Origin of the sequence: Helicobacter didelphidarum, assembly GCF_003364195.1 — a bacterium.
In the GTDB taxonomy this organism is placed as follows: Bacteria; Campylobacterota; Campylobacteria; order Campylobacterales; family Helicobacteraceae; genus Helicobacter_A; species Helicobacter_A didelphidarum.
This window is the reverse complement of the sequence record NZ_NXLQ01000013.1, coordinates 32,588-55,976: the sequence shown is the minus strand read 5'-3', so window position 1 is coordinate 55,976 and position 23,389 is coordinate 32,588. Positions and strand designations below refer to the sequence as shown.

The following is a 23,389-nucleotide window of genomic DNA, read 5'->3' as shown; positions in this document are numbered from 1 at the left end:
TATAAATATTTTTTAAAGATTTTTAATATAATATTTAAATATTTTTTAATACACTCTCCACGTTAATTTCCAAAGTTTTTCCTTTTTTTTTTATTTAAGCTTTTTTTAAAATTATTCTGTATTTTTGCATTTTTTTACAGAGAAAAAAAACAAACAAAAAAAATTAGAAGAAAATCATAAACTTTTTGTGAACATGGTCTTGCCCCCCCCCCCCCCCCAGTTAATAGTGCCTTTTTGAGCTTCATAGTTTCTTCAAAAAATAATAATGGATTTTTATATAAAGTCGCTCCAATAGAATGCAAAAGCTGTATCCTCTTAATAAATAAAATTTGTGGGACTATAGAAATTCTGTTTGCAAAAAACAAAGATAAAAATACAAAATATAAGTCATTGGTAGAAGCAACTTCAGAGAAAGCAATCTTATGGTTTTCAATAAAATCTCTTTTATATAATTTATCCCAAGCCCAACCTACGCAAAAATTAAAGATATATTTTGGAAAATCAGTATAATTAAAAGCTTCTTTTTGAGGCAACAAATCCATTCTTAAAGAATGTGGCATATCCTCAAAATTTTTGTCTTTGTCTCTATATGCTCTTGATTGAGCGATGATTATATCAGCGTGCGTTTGTAATGCCCGTGTGATTAAAAGCTCAATAGCATCGCAACTGTGCAACCAATCATCGGAGTCAAAAAATAATACATATTCTCCACTACTTTTTACAAATCCAGCATTTCTTGTAGCTCCAGCACCCATATTTTTTTGTTCAAATACTTTGATTCTTTTATCCAGATTTTCGTATTCTTTGGCAATGCTTCCACTCTTATCACTGCTCCCATCATTGATTAAAATAATTTCTAAATTTTTATAGGTTTGATTTATGATAGAATCTAAACATTGACTTAAATACTTTTCTACATTATAAAATGGAATAATTATAGAAACTAAAGGTTTTATATTTGGTTTATTACTCATTACTATCCTTTCTATACCCTATATTTTTTAAATTAATTTTCATTTTTGAGAAGTATTATTTATTAATTTTAAAATTTTCTTAGGATTTCTCACTATGGAGCCTATGAAGCTTTTTTTCCATTTTATTTTACGATAGATTCTATATGGATTTTTGGTTAAAGTTAAGAGCCATTGAAATTCTTTTTTGTTAAAGAGGTTTTTGTCTATTAAATTATTTTGAAAACAATATTTATAATCTTTAGACATAGCTACTAAAATATGTTCTATATCCCCCCCCCCCATTCTCAATATAATAATATTTTTGTTGGAATCTAAAATAAATAGCCAAATAAACCACCTCTTGCAATGTGTCTGCTTGCAAAAGTAGTGATAAATATCTTAATCCGTCATCTTGAAATAATTTTATATCAAGTAATTTTTTATTATTCAAATCCACGAAATCATTAAAAAATCGTTTCGCAAAATCAGCCACAAGGGATATATCTATCCGATTAAGATTCCAAATATACATATTAAACCGAAGATAAGCCACAATGGGGGCTAAATCCTTTGTATTATATTTCTCTAGCATATCCACAATAAAATCGTATTCCTTACATATATCATAAATTTTTTCTTTATTATTACAAGATGAGTTTGGATTATCTCTTCGATAGTAATAATGTGCGTCATTGTGAAAATATATGCTTTTGGCTAACATATTCATTTGAAACCAAAATCCGTTATCTTGATAAGAAGCACCCGGAGTTTCATTAAACTTAATATCATTCTCTTTGATAAAAGACAGCTTATAGATTCCAAGTGCATTCATACCCACAAGAACTTTTGTAAGGACTCTTATATCTGTATTTATATTATTAATTTTTCCATATGCCAAACCATTCCATACCACATTCACATTTGACATTTCGTATTTATTATTTTTCTCATAAAAATAAATAGCATTTTCGCGTATCATCTCTACATCTTCATCTTTTGCTAGATTATAAAGTGTTTTATACATATTTTCTTTAATAAAATCATCTGGCTCCACTATACCTAAATATTCTCCCTTAGCCTCTTTTATACCAAGGTTCATTTGATAACCATAACTTCTTTTATCACTAACTATAACTTTAATTCTTGCATCGTTTTGTTCATATTCTTTTAGAATCTCAAGTGTACCATCATTTGAATTTGCATCTACACAGATCACCTCTATATCTTTTAGTGTTTGATTAATAATGCTCTCCATACATTCCTTGATATATGGAGCTACATTCAGAGATGGCACCACGATAGATACTTTAGGAATATCTATATTAATGATTCTGGAATCTATATCGTTTATTGCATCCATATTTAATTCTCCAAATTCTAGTTTCACAAATTTAAGTACCGATTTTATAACATCTTGCATATCAAAATATTTATATTCCCCCAATCTTCCCTTAAAAACTATGTTTTTCTCTTGCTTTGCTAGATTCAAATATTTTTCATAAAGCCTAGAATTTCTTTCGTCATTGATGGGATAATAAGGCTCTATGCCCTTATGCCAATCTTGTGGATATTCTTTGGAAATTACACTTTTTTCTTGTTTTCCAAACTCAAAATGCTTATGCTCAATAATGCGTGTATAAGGCTTAGATTTATCTGTAAAATTCATTACTGCCACACCTTGATAATTTTTCACATTTAGCACTTCGTGTTCAAATCTTAGGCTTCTATACTCGAGCTCCCCTAAGCTATAATCAAAATAAGAATCTATTGTTCCTGTAAAAATAACCTTTTTAGCTTTAAATTCATTCTTGTGTTTTAAATAATTAATTCCAAGTTTCACTTCGCAGTCTTTAAGGAGTTTTTCAAATATCTTTGTGTAACCACCTTTTGGAATCCCTTGATATGAGTCATTAAAATAGTTATTATCATAAGTAAAGCGCACGGGAAGTCTCTTAATGATAGATGCTGGTAAATCCTTACACTCTTTCCCCCATTGCTTTTGTGTGTATTCTTTGATAAGTCTCTCATACACATCAACACCAACCAACGAAATAGCTCGTTCTTCTAAATTCTTTGGTTCATCCCTGATTGTTTTCCTTTGTTCTTCGATTATAGCTTGTACTTCTCTAGGTGTTGTTGTCTTAAAAATTTGATAAAAAGTATTCATATTAAAGGGTAGGTTATAAAGTTTACCTTTATAATTTGCAATAGGTGAATTTATAAAGTGATTAAACTCACAAAATTGTTTCATATAATTAAAAATTGTTATATCATCTGTTCTGAAAATATGTGGACCATAATAATGCACATTAATATCTTCAATATTTTTGGTATAGCAATTTCCACCAATATGATCTCTCGCTTCAACTACAAGACATGTTTTATTTCTTTTTCGAGCCTCATAGGCAAAAATGGACCCAAATAAACCACTACCAACAACTAAATAATCGTGCATCATCAACCTTTAAAATATTTTCATACAAGAATTTTTATATTCTTAATACATTTTTTTATTTTAGTATTGTATCTATTTTTTTGTCTTTTTATACTATATAAAATTATTTTAATGGTAAAATTAGAACTTCTTAAATTCAGTTCAATAATAAATCTACCATACTATGAAGACAAAATGTACCTTCAACTATAAATAAAATCTAGCGATAAAAATATAGCAAAAAATAATCCAAAAACTTAAGAAAAAATTAGGAATTTTACAATAACAACAAAATCTTTAAAAATCAACGATAGAATAGCTCTAAATAAAAAAGTAAGAGAGAATCTTTGCAGGGAAGTTTGTTTCTGTAATAAATAGATTCTCATAAAGCCAATCCCACTATAAAGAGAAGATATGAAACGATTGCTTACAACGCCTATTTATTATGTAAATGATATTGCACATATAGGACATGCTTATACAACAATTATTGCTGATGTGGTTAAAAAATATTGGATACTTAAAGGAGATGATGTATTTTTACTCACAGGGACAGATGAGCATGGACAAAAAATCGAAGAAGCAGCTAAAAAACATGGAATCCAAACTATTGAATATACCAATTCAATTAGTCAAAAATTCCGCTCCGTATGGGACGCATTTGATATTGATTATGATAAATTTATCAGAACTACTTATCTCGAGCATATTTTAGGTGTGCAAAAAGCTTTTGAAATCATGTATGATAAAGGTGATATTTATAAAGGTGAATATGAGGGGCAATATTGTGTAAGTTGCGAAAGTTTTTTTACACAAACACAAGTTTTAGAGGGTGTTTATTGCCCAGATTGTGGAAAAGAAACTCGCATTGTAAAAGAGGAGAGCTATTTTTTCAGACTTTCACAATATCAAGAAAAGCTACTGGAATGGTATAAGAATAATCCAAATTGCATTTTACCTGCTCATAAAAGAAATGAGGTTATAAAATTTGTGGAGGGGAATTTACAGGATTTATCTATTACGCGTACAAGTTTCGAATGGGGGATAAAAGTTCCGTTTAAACTTAAAGATGAAAGTCATATTGTTTATGTATGGCTTGATGCACTTATGAATTATGCAAACGCATTGGGATATGGACTTGATTATAATAATGCAAAACAACAACTTAAACATAAACCAGAACAAAATCCTACTCTAGAATCTAAAATGGAATATTTTGAGCATACGACACATATTGTGGGAAAAGATATTTTGAGATTCCATGCTATCTATTGGCCAGCATTCCTTATGAGTCTTGGCTTGCCATTACCAGAGCATATTTTTGTGCATGGATGGTGGACTATCGATGGTGTGAAAATGAGTAAAAGTTTAGGCAACGTAATCAATCCCCTTGAAATCAAGGAAGCATACTCAATTGATATTCTCCGATATTTTTTACTCAAAGAAGTGCCATTTGGACAAGATGGTGATTTTTCAGAGAGAGCATTGATTAATCGAAATAATGGTGAATTAAGCAATGATTTAGGGAATCTTGTAAATCGTTTAATTGGTATGAGTGAAAAATATTTTAATTTTGATTTACATGAGAGTTTTACGATTAATCATTATCAAGTAGAGCGAGAGAAAATTGATTCATTGTGTCATGAATGTCTTGCATTTATGGATTCTATGCAACCAAATAAATATTTAGAATCTGTTTGGGAAATACTTTATTTGGCAAATTCACTTATTACGCAAGTAGCACCCTGGGAGCTTATTAAACGCAATGCCTTTGAAGATTGCAAGGCATTTCTCAATCTAATTGCTAATATTTTAGCAAAAGTTACACTTTTACTTTATCCTATTATGCCTCATATTTGTGAAAAAATTGCAATATGCTTAGGGATAAGAATTAATCATGAACAATTCCATAGTTTAATTATTCAGTATGCGTATTTGCGTGGATTCCAGATTACAAAAATTGAGGCACTTTTTCCAAAAATAGAAGAACCCCAAATGAAATTGCATACTCAAAAAATTAACAATCATTCTCATGTAAATGATATGGCCAAAGATTCTAAAACACAATCTCAAGAGATTTTTAGTTCTCTAAAAATTGAGAATGAAATTACACTTGCAGATTTTCAATCAATAGAAATCAAAATAGGGACAATCCTAGAAGCACAAAAATTACCAAAAAGCAATAAACTTTTAAAACTCAAAGTGGATATAAATGAAGAGAGACCAAGACAAATTATTGCAGGAATATCTGAATTTTATACACCCGAAAGTCTTGTTGGAACTCAAGTTTTTGTTCTTAGTAATTTAAAACCAGCAAAACTTATGGGTGAATTGAGTGAGGGAATGATACTCGCATGTAAGGATTCACATGGTTTAAGTTTATTACGTGTTGAAAAAGAAAAGGAGAATGGCTCAAGAGTGAGTTAAATTTTATCTGAAGTGTTTTTTGTTTTCTACATACAGGCTTTTACATTTTGAGGATTACTATTATTTGCAGGAATCATAATCCGTTTTATTTTACTTTTTTAGTTTTAGTGATAGCTTAATCTGTGCTTTGCTACCCATAAAACAAAGAATATCTTAATATCTATTTTTTGTATTGTTAAAGAAATTATAATCTAACCATCTCGCAACATATCAAAGTAATTTAACCTTCAGATCGAATCTTTTTTACAGCTTCAATCATATTCTTAAGACTTGGCTTGACTTCTTCCCATTTTCTTGTTTTTAACCCACAATCTGGATTGATCCATAATTGTTCTTTTGGTAAAACTTCAAGTAAAAGCTTGATCTGCTTGTATATTTCATCAACACTTGGGATTCTTGGGCTATGAATGTCATACACACCAGGTCCAACTTCATTTGCATATCCAACTTGCTTAAATATCTTTAGCAATTCATTACCACTTCTTGCAGTCTCAATACTAATCACATCAGCATCCATTGCCTCAATAGTTTTGATAATATCATTAAATTCACTATAACACATGTGTGTGTGAATCTGTGTTTGAGGTTTTGCAACAGAACTTGAGATTTTAAAGCATTCTAATGCCCAAGTTTCATATTCCTTAATATTTTCTTCTCGCAATGGATACCCTTCTTTAAATGCTGCCTCATCTACTTGAATGATTCTAATTCCACCATTTTGTAAATCTGATATTTCATCAGCGATACAAAGTGAAAGTTGTTTGCATACTTCTTTCCGTGCAAGGTCATCTCGCACAAAAGACCAATTAAGAATCGTAACGGGACCTGTAAGCATACCTTTCACAATCTTTTTGCTTAGTGATTGAGCGAAACTTGACCATTTTAATGTCATAGATTCTGGGCGACTTGTATCACCATAAATAATTGGGGGTTTTACACATCGACTACCATAGCTTTGCACCCAACCATTTTGGCTAAATACAAATCCTTTCATCTGTTCACCAAAATATTCAACCATATCATTTCTTTCTGGTTCGCCATGCACAAGCACATCTAACCCTATTTCTTCTTGGAATCTAATACACTCTGTAATGTATTCCTTGATTCCATTTTCGTATGTATCTGTATCAATCTCACCTTTTTTATATTTTTGTCGCAATGCACGCAACTCTGGAGTCTGTGGAAAACTTCCAATCGTAGTCGTTGCAAGATCTGGGTAGCCTAATTCTTTTCTTTGAGTTTTAATTCTTGCTTGAAAAGATTCTTTTCGTTCAGTGATAACAAGATTCGCAATTCTTTCTCGCACTTTTGTATCATGAATTTTTTGTGATTGCTTGCGTCCATCATTGATAGTTTTATTGAATTCGTATGCTTCCTTATTAGAATCTACTATCCCATTTCTAAAAAGGGATTCTAAAAGTTCCAATTCTCGCACTTTTTCTTTTGCAAAGCTCAACCAACTTAAAATTTCTTTATCCATTTTTATTTCAGAATCTTTACTGAAAGGCACATGCAAAAGCGAACAGGATGTGCCAATATGAATAAGATCTTTTGGAACAATAAGGCTGATTTTATCAAGAATACTAAGTTTAGAATCAAGATTTGCGACCCAAATATTTCGTCCATCAATAAGCCCTGCATAAAGCTTTTTACCTGCATTTGCTATAAGCTGAAGACTTGTGAGATTATTTTCTCCATACAGAAAATCTAACCCCAAACCTTCAATATTTGTTTCTACCAATATCTTTGTTGCTTCGTTGCTTGCTTCAAAATAAGTTGTTACGATCGCTTTTACTCCAAATGTGCAAATTTCATTATATACTTCTTTGATATAAGGGAAAAATTCATTTTCACCTTTTACAAAAATAGGTTCATGAAACTCAATGATTGTCCCTTTTTCCAATGTACTTAAAGTCTTGATGAGTTCTAAATAAACTTTTTTCAAATGTGGAAAAATATCTTTTTTACTTGAGTTATCACTTGTTTTTGAAAGACCAATATAGGTAAAAAGACCAATGAGACTAATCTTTGGAGCATACCCCAACGATTTTGCTTCATTATATTCATTAATGATTTTTTCTGCATTAACTGTATAGCAATCATGTTTGCTTAATTCAGGTACAACAAAATGATAGTTAGTATTAAACCATTTTGTCATTTCACATGCGACATTTTCGCCATTTCCGCGTGCCATTGCAAAATAAAGCTCCAAACCTTTAAGATTACGGAATCTCGCAGGAATAGCACCCAAAGCGTAACTTAAATCTAGCATATTATCATAGAGGCTAAAATCATTAACAACAACAAAAGGGCATTTTTTCTGATAACTCCAATGCAATGTGCGAAGTTCCTTCGCTACACAAAGAAGTTCATTTTCGCTCATTTTTTTTGTCCAAAAAGATTCTAAAGCCTTTTTTAACTCTCGTTTTTCACCAATTCTTGGGAATCCTATTATGTTCATATATTTAACCTCATTAGAAAATTTGCATAATTTTATCATTTACATATTGTGTTTGTCAATATTGGTAGATTAATTCTTCTGTTTTCTTTAGGATAAATTCGTAAGAGCATCATTTTTTGCTTACAATACAAAATTAAGTTTTCAAGAATATTTAATATAATTTAAGTATATTTACACTATGTGAATATACATTGTATCCTTCTGTGTTGCCAGAATTAAAACATCTAAAATATATCTTTTGTGTTTTTTATTATTTAAATGATTAACAATAATACTATTTTTCCCATAATATTACAATTTTCATATTCAATATAATTTTGATTGAGCATATTAATTAAAATTATATTGAATAGCTTTTTGCAATCATTTATGAGATATTTTTTATCATAAAATCAAAATTACAATATGTATATTTAATATTTTGTGCTATTATTTCGCCCATTCACAACAAGCAAAAAATCCAAAACACAAGGTGAGTTTATGAAAAAATCGTTTCTTTTCACTTCAGAATCTGTAACCGAAGGACACCCAGACAAAATGGCAGACCAAATCAGCGACGCTGTGCTAGATTATATTATCTCGCGTGATAAAAATGCTCGTGTAGCGTGCGAAACGCTTGTGAGTAACGGCTTTTGCGTCATCGCAGGAGAGCTCAAAACAAATGTGTATGCGCCTATGCAAGAAATAGCACGAAAAGTCGTGCAAGAAATCGGCTACACAGACGCGCTATATGGCTTTGATTATCGCTCCGCAGCGGTGCTTAATGGTATCGGAGAACAAAGTCCAGATATTAATCAGGGCGTAGATAGGGAAGATGGCGAGATTGGAGCAGGAGACCAAGGGCTAATGTTTGGCTATGCCTGTCGTGAAACCCCCTCCCTTATGCCCTTACCGATATGGCTTTCACATCGATTAACTGAAGGTTTAGCACAAAAGAGAAAAGATGGCACATTGCCGTTTTTGCGACCAGATGGCAAATCTCAAGTTACCGTGCGATATGAAGATGGCAAGCCAGTGGCGATTGATACTATCGTTCTCTCCACGCAACACAGCCCAGAGACAAGTCAAACACATTTGAGGGACGCCGTGATAGAAGAAATCGTGCAAAAAGTCCTACCAAAAGAATATCTCAATGATAATATTCGCTATTTTGTCAATCCCACAGGGAAATTCGTCATTGGCGGACCACAAGGCGATGCAGGACTTACAGGACGAAAGATTATTGTGGATACTTATGGCGGGAGTTGTCCGCATGGCGGAGGTGCATTTAGCGGGAAAGACCCTAGCAAAGTCGATAGAAGCGCGGCTTATGCGGCAAGATATGTAGCAAAAAACCTCGTAGCAAGTGGAGTTTGCGATAAAGCTATCGTGCAAGTGGCGTATGCTATTGGCGTGGTAGAACCAGTATCAATACTTGTAGATACACAAGGCACAGGCAAAGTAGAAGATTCTAAACTCACAGAATGTATTAAAAGAGTCTTTAAACTCACACCAAAAGGCATTATAGAATCTCTTGATTTGTTGCGTCCGATATATCAAAAAACCGCAGCTTATGGGCATTTTGGACGAGAGTTACCCGAGTTTAGCTGGGAAAAAACAGATAAAATCGAAGCGATAAAAGACTTTTGTGGTATGAACAAGTAAGGTTTGATATGGATTAAGGAATAATTTTTATATAAATAATAGTTTTTATTTCAAGGTCAATTAGTTTTTGCATAGAAAATGAATTGTTTGTTTTATGAAGTTTTGATAATGAGGAATCAATTAAGAATATTTCAAATATTGCTATGTTGCATTATATTGTATTCAAATTTCAGTAATGCTTTCCTGTTGCAGGATAATATATTATTATATAATATATTATTGGATCAAGATGTGCAAAATGATAGTGAATGGCAAACATTGTTACATTATAGAGGACATCAGTCTCTTATTAACAAAAAATCAAATTATTTTATAAGTTCGGTTGGTTATAAAAATCCTCAAGCAGAATATAATGCACTTATTTATCAGTTATTTATTGAACAACATATTAGAAGTAGCACATTAGATTTGAATACAAATATATCACGCAATGATAACAATAGTGTTGTATGCCGATTTCCTCTGCGTATACAATATATCTTAAAACATACCCCAGCCCCATACAAACAAATACTTCATAATCTCATAGACGAAAGAAATTGTATTGAGTATAAAGAATTTATGCAAAATATGCCTTTTGAGAAAATTTTTCTTAACTTTGCAAGTGAAAGTGAGAGTGCCCCCGGTTCATCTCTAGGGCATATTTTCTTTCGTTTTACGACAAAAGACTTGATACAATCAGATACTCCAAAAACCACTAAGGTATTAAACAAGGATTTTACCATTAGTTTCTTTGTAAGAGACAATGAACTTGGATTTAATCCAATCACTTACATAGCACTTTTTACTTCAGGTGCTAAAGGTGATTATGAAATTAAGCCATTAGAATATTTGCAAGATGATTATATACAAAATCAAAATCGGAGTGTTTATAGTTTCCGTGTTAAACTCAATGAGAAAGAAGTATCTAGATTCCAACAACATATTTGGGAGCTTAAGGGAAAAGAGATTAATTATAGCTTCATGAGCTATAATTGCAATGACGCTGTTCGTAGTGCACTTGGAGCTATTAATCCAGAATTTTTGTTACAAAATTGGAAACTTTTTCAAACACCGACAGAATATCTTCATCTCCTGCAATCTAAAAATCTTATTGAACTTACAGAGACACATCACCCAAAAAATAAAATAAAGTTCATAGAAAAATATGGTGCAAATGATGTTACACAAAATAAAAATAATACTCGTATTGCTCTATTTTATGGTAATTTTATCTCTCCTTATGTGCGAACAGACACACCAAGTTTTCATCACCTAAAACTTGAGATAACACCTATTTATTCAGATCTTCGGAATGTGAATGTAGCATATAAAGATTATACAGAGGCAAAACTGATGAATATGAAAGTAGGTTTTGATTTTTATCGTAATATGCCCTATATCGAAAATATCGAACTTTTAAAAACACAATCTATTATGGATTTTCCACGCACAAAAATATTTTCAAAATATATGCGTATTGCTTTTGAAACTAATCTTTATCAGCATGGTGCAAATAATACTTTTTTGGCACAGCCAAATTCAAATAGCTATATTTTTCCAACCATCGAGGTAGGTTTTGGTATTGGAGCTTATGCTGGAGCATTTGGATTCTATACAGTGCCAAAGCTTTTCTATCGTTATGACATAATTAATAATGTTGCAATAGGATTTGAAACGGGATTTATTTCGAGTTTTTCATTGGGTAATGTCCCATTCAAATGGATATTAAATTATAACTACTACTATGACTTCTTTGGAAATAATCGCGGATATGATTCAAAGTTGTATCATTATATGGGCATAGGAATTACAAAAGATATTGATATGTTTATTGAAACGATAGGCTATCATAATTTATTAAATTCTAGAAGTATTTTTTATCAGAGCAATGCAATGTGGCAAAATAATATTGGATTTTCATTTTATTTTTAGAGATTATTTGCATAGATGAAGTTCGAAGCATTTCTATCACTACTAAAACTTTGCATTAAAATATGAATTTATCCTTGCAACGCCTCACGCAACGCATCTTCTATTTCTGCTGGACGAGATTTCGTAATAAAGGCATTTGCTTGTAGGCTTTGTGCTTTTTCAATATTTGAATCATTGCTCATTGAGGAATTAACAATAACAGGAAGATTTTTTGTTGATTCAGTTTCTCGAATGTGCTTTAAAACTTCAAAACCAGAAATAAGTGGCATTTCTAAATCAGTAATAACCGCCCCAACTGTTTTTACCACACCTGGGCTATAAAGATATTCAAGCAATGCCTTACCATTTGGAAAAGTAAAATAACGAAGTCCAAGTTTTTCCATAATAGTTTGTAAGGATTTTTGTGCAGGTTTAGAATCTTCAGCCAATAAAATCACCCTCTCGCTACCAATCGGTTTAAGATGCTCTAGTTCAAGTTCATGTGTAGCTTCTAAACTAGGAAACGCATCAGACACCATGCGTTCAACATCCATAATTTGTACAACAGACCCATCATCAAATTTTGTTGTTGCAGTAATTTTATTATTTCCATCAAAGCCGTATTCACTGCCAACAATAATAGAATCCCAGCTCCTTTGTATAATTCTTTTAACACCAAGAATCTTTAGCCCTACGGTGCATTGTGAAAAATTACATAAGATTACAAGAGTTTTAGGATTTTTTGTTGAAAATTCACACAAATTGCGTTTTGGATTTGTTGGATTAAAGTAAAGCCACCGTCTCATATCCACAAGTGGTATGCTCTCACCACGAACGGTTAAATATCCCAATACAATCCCCTCATTTTCTCCAGCAGTTTCTGTTATTTCACCATCATAATAAATAATTTCACGAATTTTAAAAACATTCATGGCATAAAGTTGCACGTCATTATCTGCTTGAGGATCTTCTAGCGTAAAGCACAAAAATTGAGCTTGATTATTTAAATGTAAAGAAGTGGTTTTATCAATATCAGCTATCAAAAGAAAACTCCTTAGTTTTTAATATTAGTATTTTAACAAAAAAAAAGTTTTTATCAAAGAGATTTTATATATTTTTGTTATAATTAGTTTTTTATACTTTAATGAACTCAATTTTAATAGGTTATGTATGATAGATACCAAACTTTTACTTAATGATTTTGATTTTGTTTCAAACAATCTCTCTAAACGCAATATAGATCCATTAGTTCTTTCTTCGCTCCGTGATTTTGTAAGCATGTATAAAGCATTTAAAATAAAAACAGAATCTAAACAAGCAGAACAAAATAAACTTTCAAAACAATATGGTGAATTAATAAAAAATAAAGTAGATTCTGAGACTATAAAAAATTATAAGAATAAACTTGATTTACTTAAAGAAGAAATAAAAAATGATACGATAATGATCTCTAATCAAGAAGCAGAGTTGCATAATATGCTTTTGCGCATTCCAAATTTACTTGATTCTAATACACCTTTTGGACAAGATGAGTCTGATAATGTAGAAATAAAACAAATACTTGAACCTAAAAAATTTGATTTTAAACCAAAAGAGCATTGGGAATTAGCTGAGCAAAATAAATGGATTGATTTTGACGCTGGAGTGAAACTTGCAAAGAGCAGATTCTCTGTTTTGCGTAATGAAGGTGCAAGGCTTAACCATGCGTTGATTTCATATATGCTTGATTTTAATCGTAAGAATGGTTTTGAAATATGTTCCGTTCCAATTATCGTTAATGAGCAAGCCATGATGGGAACAGGGCAACTACCAAAATTTGCTGATGATATGTTTCGTATTGACAATACGCTTGATGCAGAGAGTGAAAGAGGGCACAACCTTTATTTAATTTCGACTTCTGAAATCTCACTCACAAATCTTTATCAAGGTGAAATTATAAAAGTAGAAAATCTCCCGATTATGCTTACAGCCTATACCCCCTGCTTTCGTAAAGAGGCTGGGAGTGCAGGACGTGATACGCGAGGTATTATTAGACAACATCAATTTGATAAAGTAGAATTAGTTGCGATTACTACTCAAGAGCAAAGTATAAATATGCAACAATGTATGATTGAGAATGCTTCAAGGCTTTTAGAATCTTTAGGGCTACCTCATCGTCTTGTGCAGCTTTGTAGTGGTGATATTGGTTTTTCAGCATGCAATACAGTTGATTTAGAGGTATGGTTACCCGGGCAAAATTGCTATCGTGAGATTAGTTCTGTATCTAATTGTGGAGATTTCCAAGCAAGACGAGCGAAGATTCGCTATAAAGAAGACGGAAAAAATAAACTTGTTCATACTCTTAATGGTTCAAGTTTAGCAGTGGGTAGGACTCTTGTAGCAATAATGGAGAATTTTCAACAAGCTGATGGCAGTATTGAAATACCTAAGGTTTTGCAAAAATATTTATAGATTCAAATTTTGTAGGATAAAACATGGCAGAAGAACAAAAATCGCAAGATGACTTATCTCTGGAAGATTTGGCAACAGAAGATACTAATAAAGATTCTAAAGAACCTCAGGTAAATGAGGAAGAAAATACTAAGACACAAGACTCACAAAAAGCAAAAAAGCCAAATAAATTCTTAGCACTTTTTACACCTTTAGAAAACTTTGCACGCGATAATGCAAAAGATATTCCTGTAATACGAAATATTGATGAAAAGTTGAATCCTCTCCAAAAGCGTATTTTGTTGGTTACTCTCATTATTCTTTTATTTATTATCATTATTTTTGCCCTTGTAAGTGCTTTCAAACCAAAACATAATCCAGAGGAACAAATAAATAATCAATCAACACAAAGTGGCACAACAGGTTTAAGTGGAGGAGAATTAAATGCACAACAAGGAACGATACAAGGAGATTCTAATCAGCAAAATGGAGTTGTAGTCCCCGATTTTTCTGCACTTGCAACAAGACCGCCAATAGTAGATGATAAAAATCTTGAAGCACTGATTCAAAAAGCTGATATGCTCTATAAAACAGGTAATAAGCAAGAAGCACTCAACTTATTTAATCAAATCGCAACATATTCAAAAGCTATCGCAAACTATAATCTTGGTGTTATTAATGCAAAATCAAAAGATTATGAAAAAAGTATGGAGTATTATGATAAGGCAATTGCAGCTGGTGAAGATATTACGCTTAGTGCACTCAATGCAGCTGTAAGTGCATTTCGTCTTGGAGATATGGAAAAATATCGTTATTATATCAATATTGCCAATACTTATGCACATCAAATTAGCAATCTTCCTCCTTATGCTTATTCCTATGCCCTCAATCAATATTATCAGGGGCAATATTTTGAAGCATTATCACCACTCAACCATGATCAAAATGTAAATTTTGATAAAGATTCTAAAAGATTGGCTGCAAAGATTTATACACTTTTTAATGATAATGTTCAAGCCTACAATAATCTTAAAGCAGTGGCACAAAAGCAAGACGAGCTCGCATTGGGACAACTCCTTGCGAGACAAGGTAGCCTTAATGCTGCAAGAGGGCATGTATTTAATTACCTCATGCAATATCCAGAAGATTGGCATGCAAAAATGACAATGCAAATTATTAGTTTAAAATTGGGTGATTTTATTGAATCTGCAAAAATTATTGATGAATTTGCAGTAGTGCATAAAGATCAAAATCTTGCTAATCCATATCCAATTAAGGCAAGAGTATCACCAACAATGTTTGATGTGCAACTTGCTCAAGATGAATTTTGGAATCGAAGCTTCGAACACTCCAATCTTTTAACAAGCAAAATTCTTTTTTATTATGCACCATATCGTGTATTTAATGTTATTGAAGCTCTAGAGATTATTTCAACAGGAGTTTTAGATTCTAAAATCAATCAAGGTAACCTTGAGGAAAGTCGTGCAATCCTCGTGCGTGGAGCAACAATTTCTAATATTAATACAAGCATTGCACAGGCTCTAAAAAGAATTAATCAAAATGACTTGCGTGGTGGATTAGAGCTTATCAAACAACATGTTGAAGAAAATCCAAATCATGCGGTTTTACATTATAATCTTGGATTAATTTATGCACAAATCGGGGATTTCGGTAATGCTTACAAACACTTCTTGCGTTCATATCATCTTGATATGACTGATTTACAAGCAGGCATATTTGCAATGATTGCGGGGAATCTTATTTACAAGGATACAATGACCTTAAGTTCTAATGTTGCACAAAGTATTTCAGAATCTAAAATGTCCGATAGTGAATTACAATTTTTTAGAAGATTAAAGGAATGGGCAAACGATCCAAAAAAGACAGGAATCTATACACCAAGTACAGATGATAATCGTGCAATTTCTTTGGCATTTCAATCAATTAGTGCGATGCATATGCGTGATATGCAAAATATTGTAGCAGGTTTCCAACGATTAAAGAATAATCAACCTCATGATATTGTGTCAAATTTATTACTTGATTTAGCAAAAAATTATGGTTCGAATGTTAAAAATTCTGCTCTTAATCTCCAATATCTTTTTAGGGAAGACAATATGAATCTTGATAATGTGTTTTATGGACCAAGTTTTGCACGCGAATTATATATTTATGTTGGTTTCATTACAGGAAACCTTAGTCGTCAAAAAGATCTTTTAAACTCTAAGCTTAGCACACAAACAAAAAATCCAAATGGATTACTGCAAGCTTTAGGACTTTTGAATATTTATCAACAAAATTTTGAAGAAGGCTATGCTATTTATGATAGGTTAATTAATGGATTAAAAGAAGATGACAGTGTAACAAGACTTATGGGTGCAGTGGCTGCGATTGGTGCGGAGCATAAAAATGCAGCAAGTCTTTTGTTACAACTATCTAAAATGGATTCGAGTGCAAATCATGAAAGTCGCTATGCACTTGGATTACTTTATCAAGAAGCAGAGAATTATAATGCAGCTGCACAGCATTATAATAGCATCGCAAATCATGGGTTTAAATCAGAATTTCTTGATTTTACGATTGATGATTCTAAAGTAAATGCACCAGAATAATATTCGACTATAACAAATTGTAACTAAGTGACAGAGAATACTCTGTGCCTAAAAAAGTAATACATAAGATGTTCAACTTGTTTTATATCCTTAGGAATAATAAAAAAGATATTATCATAATTGATATATAATAGTTTTCAAAAGTTTGCTTTTATAGACTTGTCTTAATGGTTAGAACTTAAAAATTCATAAAATTTTATTAGATTTTTATATTACAAGCTTTGATGTAAAATAGAGATAATTACCAAATGATTTATTTAATGTAGTTTTAACACTTACTTTACGGAATAAATTAAGACAGAATTATACACTCCTAACAATACAATATGTAAATTAAAATATATACTGAATACAAATCACTAAATTTTTTATTTATATTTTAAGTCTAAAACTATATAATACCATGATTTCATAACAAGGAATAAATATGGATTTTTGTATTCTTTTCATTGTTGCATTTGTTGGTGGAATAACACCAGGTCCAGATATTCTACTTGTAATGCGTAATACTTTGCGATTTGGTGGATGGCAAGGCATAAAGGTTTTTTGTGGTATTGCCACTGGTTGGATTATCTTTCTTAGTATGATTTATTTTGGTTTTGTGTATGTTTTCCGCAGTCATTTTTTTCAATTGTTGCTAAGCATAGTTAGCGGATGTTATTTAATATTTGTTGCATATCAACTTATAAAAGCCAAATTTACTTCCATTTATATTCAAAACAAAAATAAAGAACATGATACTTATTTTAAAGCGTTATTTATCAATCTCACTAATCCTAAAGCAATTTTATTTTTTAGCATAATGGTTGCACCTTTTATGCAGAATAAGATTCTCTCAAGCTTAATTGTTCTTTTTTGTGGATTAAGTAGTGCATTTCTTTTTGTCATATTCCTCGCAACATTTTTTCGTCATATGATTAATGATAAGGCTTTTTATTATATTGATAAACTTTGTGCATTGCTTTTTAGCTTTTTTGCTATTTTATTGTTTTACCATGCATGGGAAATATATTATAATATGAGTAGCAATCAATAAATCTCACTCCATGAGAATCTTTTCTTTATTCAAATAATCAAAGATTCTAGAAAAAATTTTATTTTCATACACTCTGCGATTGGGATATTACCACACAAAGAAATGCCATAGAGTTTTTATCATTCTCTGTGCAACATAATAAAAACTAAAAACCCATAAATAAGGGCAGATTAAAAATTCTAAAATGCTATAATCAAATGCCTGACTAAACGCAAAAGGAATAAGTGCTAATAAACAAAAAATTCCAAAGATTCTGTCACAATAAAAAATACAACCTATTAAGAAAAAAACAACAAGAGCATGAATATAAAGATTCTGATGATATAAATCAAACTCTAAAAGATTCAGTGTATTACCATAAAGTAAAAAACCAAACATCATCAATATGATAAATGCAAAAGTATGTGTTTTATACAGATTCTGGACAATAAATAGTGGCAACACAGATTTTTTTATATTTATGTATCTTTTGTAAGACTTATGTATAAATCCCCTCAATGCAGTAATATTACAAAGACTTAGATTCTTTTCTTTAATAATATAATAATCCTGCAAAAGAATTTTTAATATTAAATAAAAAGTAAGCAAAACACACAATACACATGGTATATCAAAAAGAGAATAGCATAAAACAATAGCTGAAAATCCTTCATAAAGAGGAATAAAAAAACAACACAAAGTAAGTATTAACGATGCCATATAAATTGTATAAATTCCATATTTGTAATATATAGAATATTCTGATTGTATAGTAAAAGAAACACAAAACATGCAAAGTGCATGAACATAATATATGATGATACCAAAAAAAACAATAGAAGTGCTTATCATAAATAACCCGCTTCTTGTGATGACAAAACTTGAGATTTCATATTAAGATTCTGTTCATTATCTAAAATCTCATTCTTTGCATTTTCTATAAGCGTCCCCAAAATAGAAAGTTTAATGGATGTATATTTAATATTTTTACGATAAAATGTCCATGTAATATAGAGATTCTCATTATCTATTGCCATTGCGGGATAGCTTACTTCACCATTTTGTTCATCAATCTTAAAAAGTTCTTTAAAGACTCCTTGTTTATGGTCTTGCAACCAATAAAGTGTAAGATTCTTGCGTGTTTTATTATTGTGTGCAAGTAAAATTTCTTGTTTGCCATAATTATCAAAGCTTATTAAGACACTTGAAGAATCATGGTTTGAAAGATTACTAAGAATCGGGGTGTCCCACACATTTGCATTCTCATGACACTCTTGATAGAATCCGGGTGGAACATCCGAGATATTTTGACTTCTAAAAAATGCCACACAATCCCTGTTGGCAATAGGCATGATTGTAGGTTGAAGTTGCTGCGTAAGTTTATTTATTCTTTTTTTGAATCTCATTACACCATTTTTATCAAAAAAAACAATAAGTGGATATTTGATCCACATTTCATGAGCTATAGGCACAATAAAACCACCATTTTGTAATGGAATGGCAGGAGTTCTTACAAGATGCGAAAGATTACCAAATGGACTTAAATGTAACTCGCCAACATAGTGCAATGCCCACATAGAATCAAAATAGAATTGATAAATCTTACTTGTTGCCCAACCCCCAAGACTCACACCAACAACGAAACAATGCACCTTCCCTTGATTATCTTTAAAAACAATAGGGTTGCCAAGTTTACGAAAATATTTTCCTGTTAAATATTCAAGATCCTGTCGCGTTAAAATCGGTTTTGATTTGCTCCATTCCTTAGAATCTTTGTATAAAAAACTTTGGTAGATTTTCACATCAGCCGCACCTTCTTTCGTTCCTGCATAAAATAATGCCATAAGAGTAGAATCTTTTTCCATAATAGCACTCGCATGCACACTTAACTCTGGATTTGAAATTATTTTAAATAAACTTTCATCTTTCAGAATCTTTGTATGTATAAGAGTATCAACTATCTCTTTATCATTTTGCGAAAGTGGGTATAGAGTATTCTGTGGCAATAAAAAGGCAGAATCATTATAGCTATGATATTGAAAAAGATCTCTACGAACACTTCCAATGATAATCAGTAGACAAGTCACAATGAGAAAGAAGACAATAAAAAATTTCTTTTGATATACTGCAAATAGCAAAATATAAACCTCATATACAAATAGATATTATAACATAAAAATAATCTCAAAAAATCTAAAAACAGCCAGAACAAAGAATTATCGCATATTTTATCCACTATTTTATTCAGCCTTACAAGAATTCAATAAAAATCTTTGTTCTTAACTATTGATAAGGGATAAAAGTTGGTTTCTAGCGTTCCTGCTTGCAATTTTTATTTCTAATCATATAAATTTATAAACATTAGCAAAAATACTTGACTTTAGCAAAATATTTTTATATAATTGCTTTTTCATTTTGATTAACATAAGTTGCTTAGTTATTTTTATCTTTTAGCTTGACCCGTTAGCTCAGCTGGTAGAGCAATTCCCTTTTAAGGAATGGGCCGTTGGTTCGAATCCAACACGGGTCACCATTTTTAATCCATTACTAAGTATGTGTGGCCCCTTCATCTAACGGTTAGGATACCACCCTTTCACGGTGGCTACAGGGGTTCGAATCCCCTAGGGGTCACCAATACTTTAAATATATGCAATATTAGTTTAATTTATGCTTGGTCGCTTAGCTCAGTTGGTAGAGCGCCACCCTTACAAGGTGGATGTCATAAGTTCGAGTCTTATAGCGACCACCATAAAACTAGAGATTATCTAATCATAATAAATAACATTTTAATATGATGAATTAGGTTGCTTTGTTTATTTTGGAGCGGTAGTTCAGTTGGTTAGAATACCTGCCTGTCACGCAGGGGGTCGCGGGTTCGAGCCCCGTCCGTTCCGCCATTCTTAATATAAAATTAGCCTACATTTTTGAAATAAATTCCTTTCCAACCCAAACTATTATTTTTGTTAAAGCTTCATTGTGCAAATAATTATTCTATGAATCCTTAATATGTCTAAAAAGCTATCTTGAATTAATAAAATATTTATTTAAAATAAGAAATAATATACAATTTATCCGCAAGCTTACTCCTTATCTACTCAAGCCACCCCATCAACACCACTTTATGTAATCAAGAATAAACTTTTATATTATATAGAATTAAACAAATTGTATAAAATTATATGAAGTTAGAGACAACAAAATATATGAATGACCAGAGGATATAAAGTTTCAATAAAACTCATTAATACTAAACTTTGCAATAACGAATAAAAAATCAAAAAGCCTTCAGTATTTCAATCATAAATAGAATCTTAGGAACATCTAACTTTGAGCAAAAGACTACCTCATTTCTGGACAACATGAAATGGATAATGTTAAAAATTATGAGATCTAAAATTATAGAAAAACTTTCACTTTCTAAACTATATAAAGCATATTCAAAAGAAGAATAATATTAAACAGAATCTATCTAGCAAATTTTTGTCATAAAATACTTAATAAGATTTCAACAACTAAACTTCTTATTAATTAAGATAAATGATGGCTTATTTGTATATATTTTATGATTTTTAAGAAGAGTTTAATATAGAATGTTTATAATTTTACAATACAAAATACTAGAGTTGTAAATACCATTTTATAAGAAGGAGTAATATGAAATTAAGCAAATTTTTTGCCCCAACACTACGAGAAGCACCAAAAGATTGTATTCTAAAAAGCCATATTTACCTTATTCGTGGTGGCTTTATCCATCAAATTGGAAGTGGTATCTATAATTTTCTCCCGCTTGGGAAAATCGTATTAGATAAGATTAGTGCGATTATACAAAAAGAAATGAACAAAGCTGGCTCAAATCAGGTAACTATGGGATTTCTGACTCCAGCGACATTATGGGAAAAAAGTGGTAGGTATGAACAATATGGGGAATTAGCAATCTTTCGTGACAGAAAAAATGCTGCATTTGTGCTTGGTCCAACTCATGAAGAGTGTGTTACAGAAATTGCCAAAACCTATGTCAAAAGCTACAAACAATTACCTTTTAGTCTTTATCAGATTCACTTAAAGTTTCGAGATGAAATGCGTCCAAGATTTGGATTATTGCGTGGTAGAGAGTTTGTGATGAAAGATGCTTATAGTTTTCATGCAGATGGAGAGTGTCTGAACAATGAATTTAACAATATGAAAGACACATATAAAAGGATTTTTCAGAATCTAGGACTTGATTTTCGTATTGTAGATGCTGATTCTGGTGCTATTGGAGGAAGTGGTAGCAAAGAATTTATGGTATTAGCAGAATGCGGCGAAGATACTATTGTTACTTGCACAAAATGCGATTATGCCTCAAATATTGAGGCAGCAAGAAGACAACCTAAAACCTCATCTGTTATTCCACCACAAGCAACAAGCCCATACCACAAGTTTGAGACCCCAAATGTAAAAACTATTGATGACCTAAGCAGATTCTTTAAAGTTGATACTCATTTTCTGATAAAAGCTGTCGTGAAAAAAGCTGTATTTAAAGACAGAGAAGAAATTGCAATCTTTTTCATGCGCGGTAACGATAAGTTAGAATCTACAAAAGCTTTCAATGCAGTAAAATCCTTAAAGCCTGATGTATTAGAATTGTTTGATGCCGAAATTACCTTTTTAGAAAAATATAATCTCCCATCAGGCTCTATTGGACCTATACATTTACGCAGTATTACAGGTTCAGACTTGATTTTTTTTGATGAAGAATTGCGTGATGGAGAGGATTTAATATGTGGTGCAAATGAAGATTCTTTCCATTATGTTGGAGTGAATCTCGCTGAATTTCAAGATTTACTTTATAAAGATTTAGTTGCAGTGCAAGAAGGAGATTTATGTCCCAAATGTTGTGGTGTGCTACAATATACTAAAGGTATAGAAGTTGGACATATTTTTAAACTCGGAGAAAAGTATTCTGTGCCTATGGAAGCTTGTTTTCTTGATTCTCATGGGAAAAGTAAGCCGTTTATTATGGGTTGTTATGGTATTGGTGTAACAAGGTTGTTATCGGCAATATTGGAACAAAAATCAGATAATAAAGGGTGTGTATGGGGGGAAGTTGCACCATTCAAGCTTGATATTATTATTTCCAATATGAAAAATAAAGAAGAAGTGCAATTTGGTGAAAAAATTTATACATATTTTTGTGATTTAGGGATTGAAGTAATTATAGATGATAGAAATGAGCGATTTGGAAGTAAAATGAATGATTTTGAGCTTATCGGATTTCAATATGCACTCATTGTTGGCAAAAGACTCAATGATGGGATTGTAGAGCTCATTAAACGCGAGGGATTAGAAAAACAAGAAATTCAATCATCTGAAATTATTGAAACACTTAGCAAGATTCTCTGAATCTCAATTATACTAGCAAAGATTATGATATAATCATTGAATATTTTCAATTAAGTATAATTTGCTTTTAGATTATTACATAATATAAAATTAAGAAATAAAAATTCTTTGGAATATTATAATATATCTTGTCTTGCA

At 31.3% G+C, this 23,389-nt stretch carries 13 protein-coding genes, 4 tRNA genes and 1 pseudogene; 11 read left to right on the top strand and 7 right to left on the bottom strand.

Features of this window, described 5'->3' with window-relative positions; all coding sequences use genetic code 11:
- Positions 1-134: 134 nt before the first annotated feature.
- The 3 genes and pseudogenes from CQA53_RS06645 to glf form a co-directional block, all read right to left on the bottom strand.
- Positions 135-974: a glycosyltransferase family 2 protein gene (locus tag CQA53_RS06645; protein WP_115543233.1), complete on the bottom strand. Its 840-nt coding sequence runs from the start codon at positions 972-974 to the stop codon at positions 135-137.
- Positions 975-1,212: 238 nt separating this feature from the next.
- Complete coding sequence (locus CQA53_RS13735; protein WP_407918846.1) at positions 1,213-2,313, bottom strand: glycosyltransferase family 2 protein; 1,101 nt, start codon at positions 2,311-2,313, stop codon at positions 1,213-1,215.
- A 15-nt stretch (positions 2,314-2,328) separates the two neighbouring features.
- A pseudogene (gene glf / locus CQA53_RS13730) lies at positions 2,329-3,408 on the bottom strand (UDP-galactopyranose mutase); the annotation flags it as partial.
- A gap of 393 nt (positions 3,409-3,801) precedes the next feature.
- Between glf and metG the strand changes: the two are divergent.
- Positions 3,802-5,814 (top strand): methionine--tRNA ligase, encoded by a 2,013-nt coding sequence (gene metG / locus CQA53_RS06630; RefSeq protein WP_115543231.1) that lies wholly within the window; start codon positions 3,802-3,804, stop codon positions 5,812-5,814.
- Positions 5,815-6,034: 220 nt separating this feature from the next.
- Here the strand turns inward: metG and metE are convergent, their stop codons facing one another.
- Positions 6,035-8,275, bottom strand: a complete 2,241-nt coding sequence (gene metE / locus CQA53_RS06625; RefSeq protein ID WP_115543230.1) for a 5-methyltetrahydropteroyltriglutamate--homocysteine S-methyltransferase — start codon at positions 8,273-8,275, stop codon at positions 6,035-6,037.
- Positions 8,276-8,755: 480 nt separating this feature from the next.
- Between metE and metK the strand changes: the two genes are divergently transcribed.
- Positions 8,756-9,919 (top strand): methionine adenosyltransferase, encoded by a 1,164-nt coding sequence (metK, locus tag CQA53_RS06620; RefSeq protein ID WP_115543229.1) that lies wholly within the window; start codon positions 8,756-8,758, stop codon positions 9,917-9,919.
- Positions 9,920-10,150: 231 nt separating this feature from the next.
- Entirely contained in the window at positions 10,151-11,833 is a 1,683-nt protein-coding gene (locus CQA53_RS06615) for a lipoprotein N-acyltransferase Lnb domain-containing protein (RefSeq protein WP_181882380.1), read from the top strand.
- A gap of 68 nt (positions 11,834-11,901) precedes the next feature.
- Here the strand turns inward: CQA53_RS06615 and CQA53_RS06610 are convergent, their stop codons facing one another.
- The gene (locus CQA53_RS06610; protein WP_115543227.1) at positions 11,902-12,855 is read right to left on the bottom strand and encodes a chemotaxis protein; all 954 of its coding nucleotides are present in this window, start codon (positions 12,853-12,855) and stop codon (positions 11,902-11,904) included.
- A gap of 127 nt (positions 12,856-12,982) precedes the next feature.
- Between CQA53_RS06610 and serS the strand changes: the two genes are divergently transcribed.
- The 3 genes from serS (at position 12,983) to CQA53_RS06595 (ending at position 17,890) form a co-directional block, all read left to right on the top strand.
- Positions 12,983-14,263, top strand: coding sequence for a serine--tRNA ligase (gene serS / locus CQA53_RS06605; RefSeq protein WP_115543226.1), 1,281 nt, complete (start codon positions 12,983-12,985; stop codon positions 14,261-14,263).
- Between the two features lie 23 nt (positions 14,264-14,286).
- Positions 14,287-16,854, top strand: a complete 2,568-nt coding sequence (locus tag CQA53_RS06600; RefSeq protein WP_115543225.1) for a tetratricopeptide repeat protein — start codon at positions 14,287-14,289, stop codon at positions 16,852-16,854.
- A 427-nt stretch (positions 16,855-17,281) separates the two neighbouring features.
- A complete protein-coding gene (locus tag CQA53_RS06595) occupies positions 17,282-17,890 on the top strand; it encodes a LysE family translocator (RefSeq protein WP_115543224.1) in 609 nt (202 codons plus the stop codon).
- Between the two features lie 87 nt (positions 17,891-17,977).
- Here CQA53_RS06595 and CQA53_RS06590 read toward each other — a convergent pair whose 3' ends face one another.
- Entirely contained in the window at positions 17,978-18,721 is a 744-nt protein-coding gene (locus tag CQA53_RS06590; protein WP_115543223.1) for a hypothetical protein, read from the bottom strand.
- Complete coding sequence (locus tag CQA53_RS06585) at positions 18,718-20,007, bottom strand: sialidase family protein (protein ID WP_115543222.1); 1,290 nt, start codon at positions 20,005-20,007, stop codon at positions 18,718-18,720. Before CQA53_RS06585 ends, CQA53_RS06590 begins: the two co-directional genes overlap by 4 nt.
- A 319-nt stretch (positions 20,008-20,326) precedes the next feature.
- On the opposite strand from CQA53_RS06585, the gene CQA53_RS06580 reads away from it, so the two are divergent.
- From CQA53_RS06580 to CQA53_RS06560, 5 genes are all read left to right on the top strand, one after another.
- Positions 20,327-20,402, top strand: a tRNA-Lys gene (locus tag CQA53_RS06580).
- Between the two features lie 26 nt (positions 20,403-20,428).
- A tRNA-Glu gene (locus tag CQA53_RS06575) sits at positions 20,429-20,503 on the top strand.
- 39 nt (positions 20,504-20,542) lie between these two features.
- Positions 20,543-20,618: transfer RNA gene (locus CQA53_RS06570), tRNA-Val, on the top strand.
- Positions 20,619-20,689: 71 nt separating this feature from the next.
- A tRNA-Asp gene (locus tag CQA53_RS06565) sits at positions 20,690-20,766 on the top strand.
- Between the two features lie 757 nt (positions 20,767-21,523).
- On the top strand, positions 21,524-23,251 hold the full coding sequence (locus CQA53_RS06560) for a proline--tRNA ligase (protein ID WP_115543221.1): 1,728 nt from the start codon (positions 21,524-21,526) through the stop codon (positions 23,249-23,251).
- The last annotated feature ends 138 nt before the right edge of the window (positions 23,252-23,389 follow it).

Coding starts and splice junctions, on each gene's coding strand:
- CQA53_RS06645 (WP_115543233.1), bottom strand. CDS start 974: ATGAGTAATAAACCAAATATAAAACCTTTAGTTTCTATAATTATTCCA.
- CQA53_RS13735 (WP_407918846.1), bottom strand. CDS start 2,313: ATGGATGCAATAAACGATATAGATTCCAGAATCATTAATATAGATATT.
- metG (WP_115543231.1), top strand. CDS start 3,802: ATGAAACGATTGCTTACAACGCCTATTTATTATGTAAATGATATTGCA.
- metE (WP_115543230.1), bottom strand. CDS start 8,275: ATGAACATAATAGGATTCCCAAGAATTGGTGAAAAACGAGAGTTAAAA.
- metK (WP_115543229.1), top strand. CDS start 8,756: ATGAAAAAATCGTTTCTTTTCACTTCAGAATCTGTAACCGAAGGACAC.
- serS (WP_115543226.1), top strand. CDS start 12,983: ATGATAGATACCAAACTTTTACTTAATGATTTTGATTTTGTTTCAAAC.
- CQA53_RS06600 (WP_115543225.1), top strand. CDS start 14,287: ATGGCAGAAGAACAAAAATCGCAAGATGACTTATCTCTGGAAGATTTG.
- CQA53_RS06595 (WP_115543224.1), top strand. CDS start 17,282: ATGGATTTTTGTATTCTTTTCATTGTTGCATTTGTTGGTGGAATAACA.
- CQA53_RS06590 (WP_115543223.1), bottom strand. CDS start 18,721: ATGATAAGCACTTCTATTGTTTTTTTTGGTATCATCATATATTATGTT.
- CQA53_RS06560 (WP_115543221.1), top strand. CDS start 21,524: ATGAAATTAAGCAAATTTTTTGCCCCAACACTACGAGAAGCACCAAAA.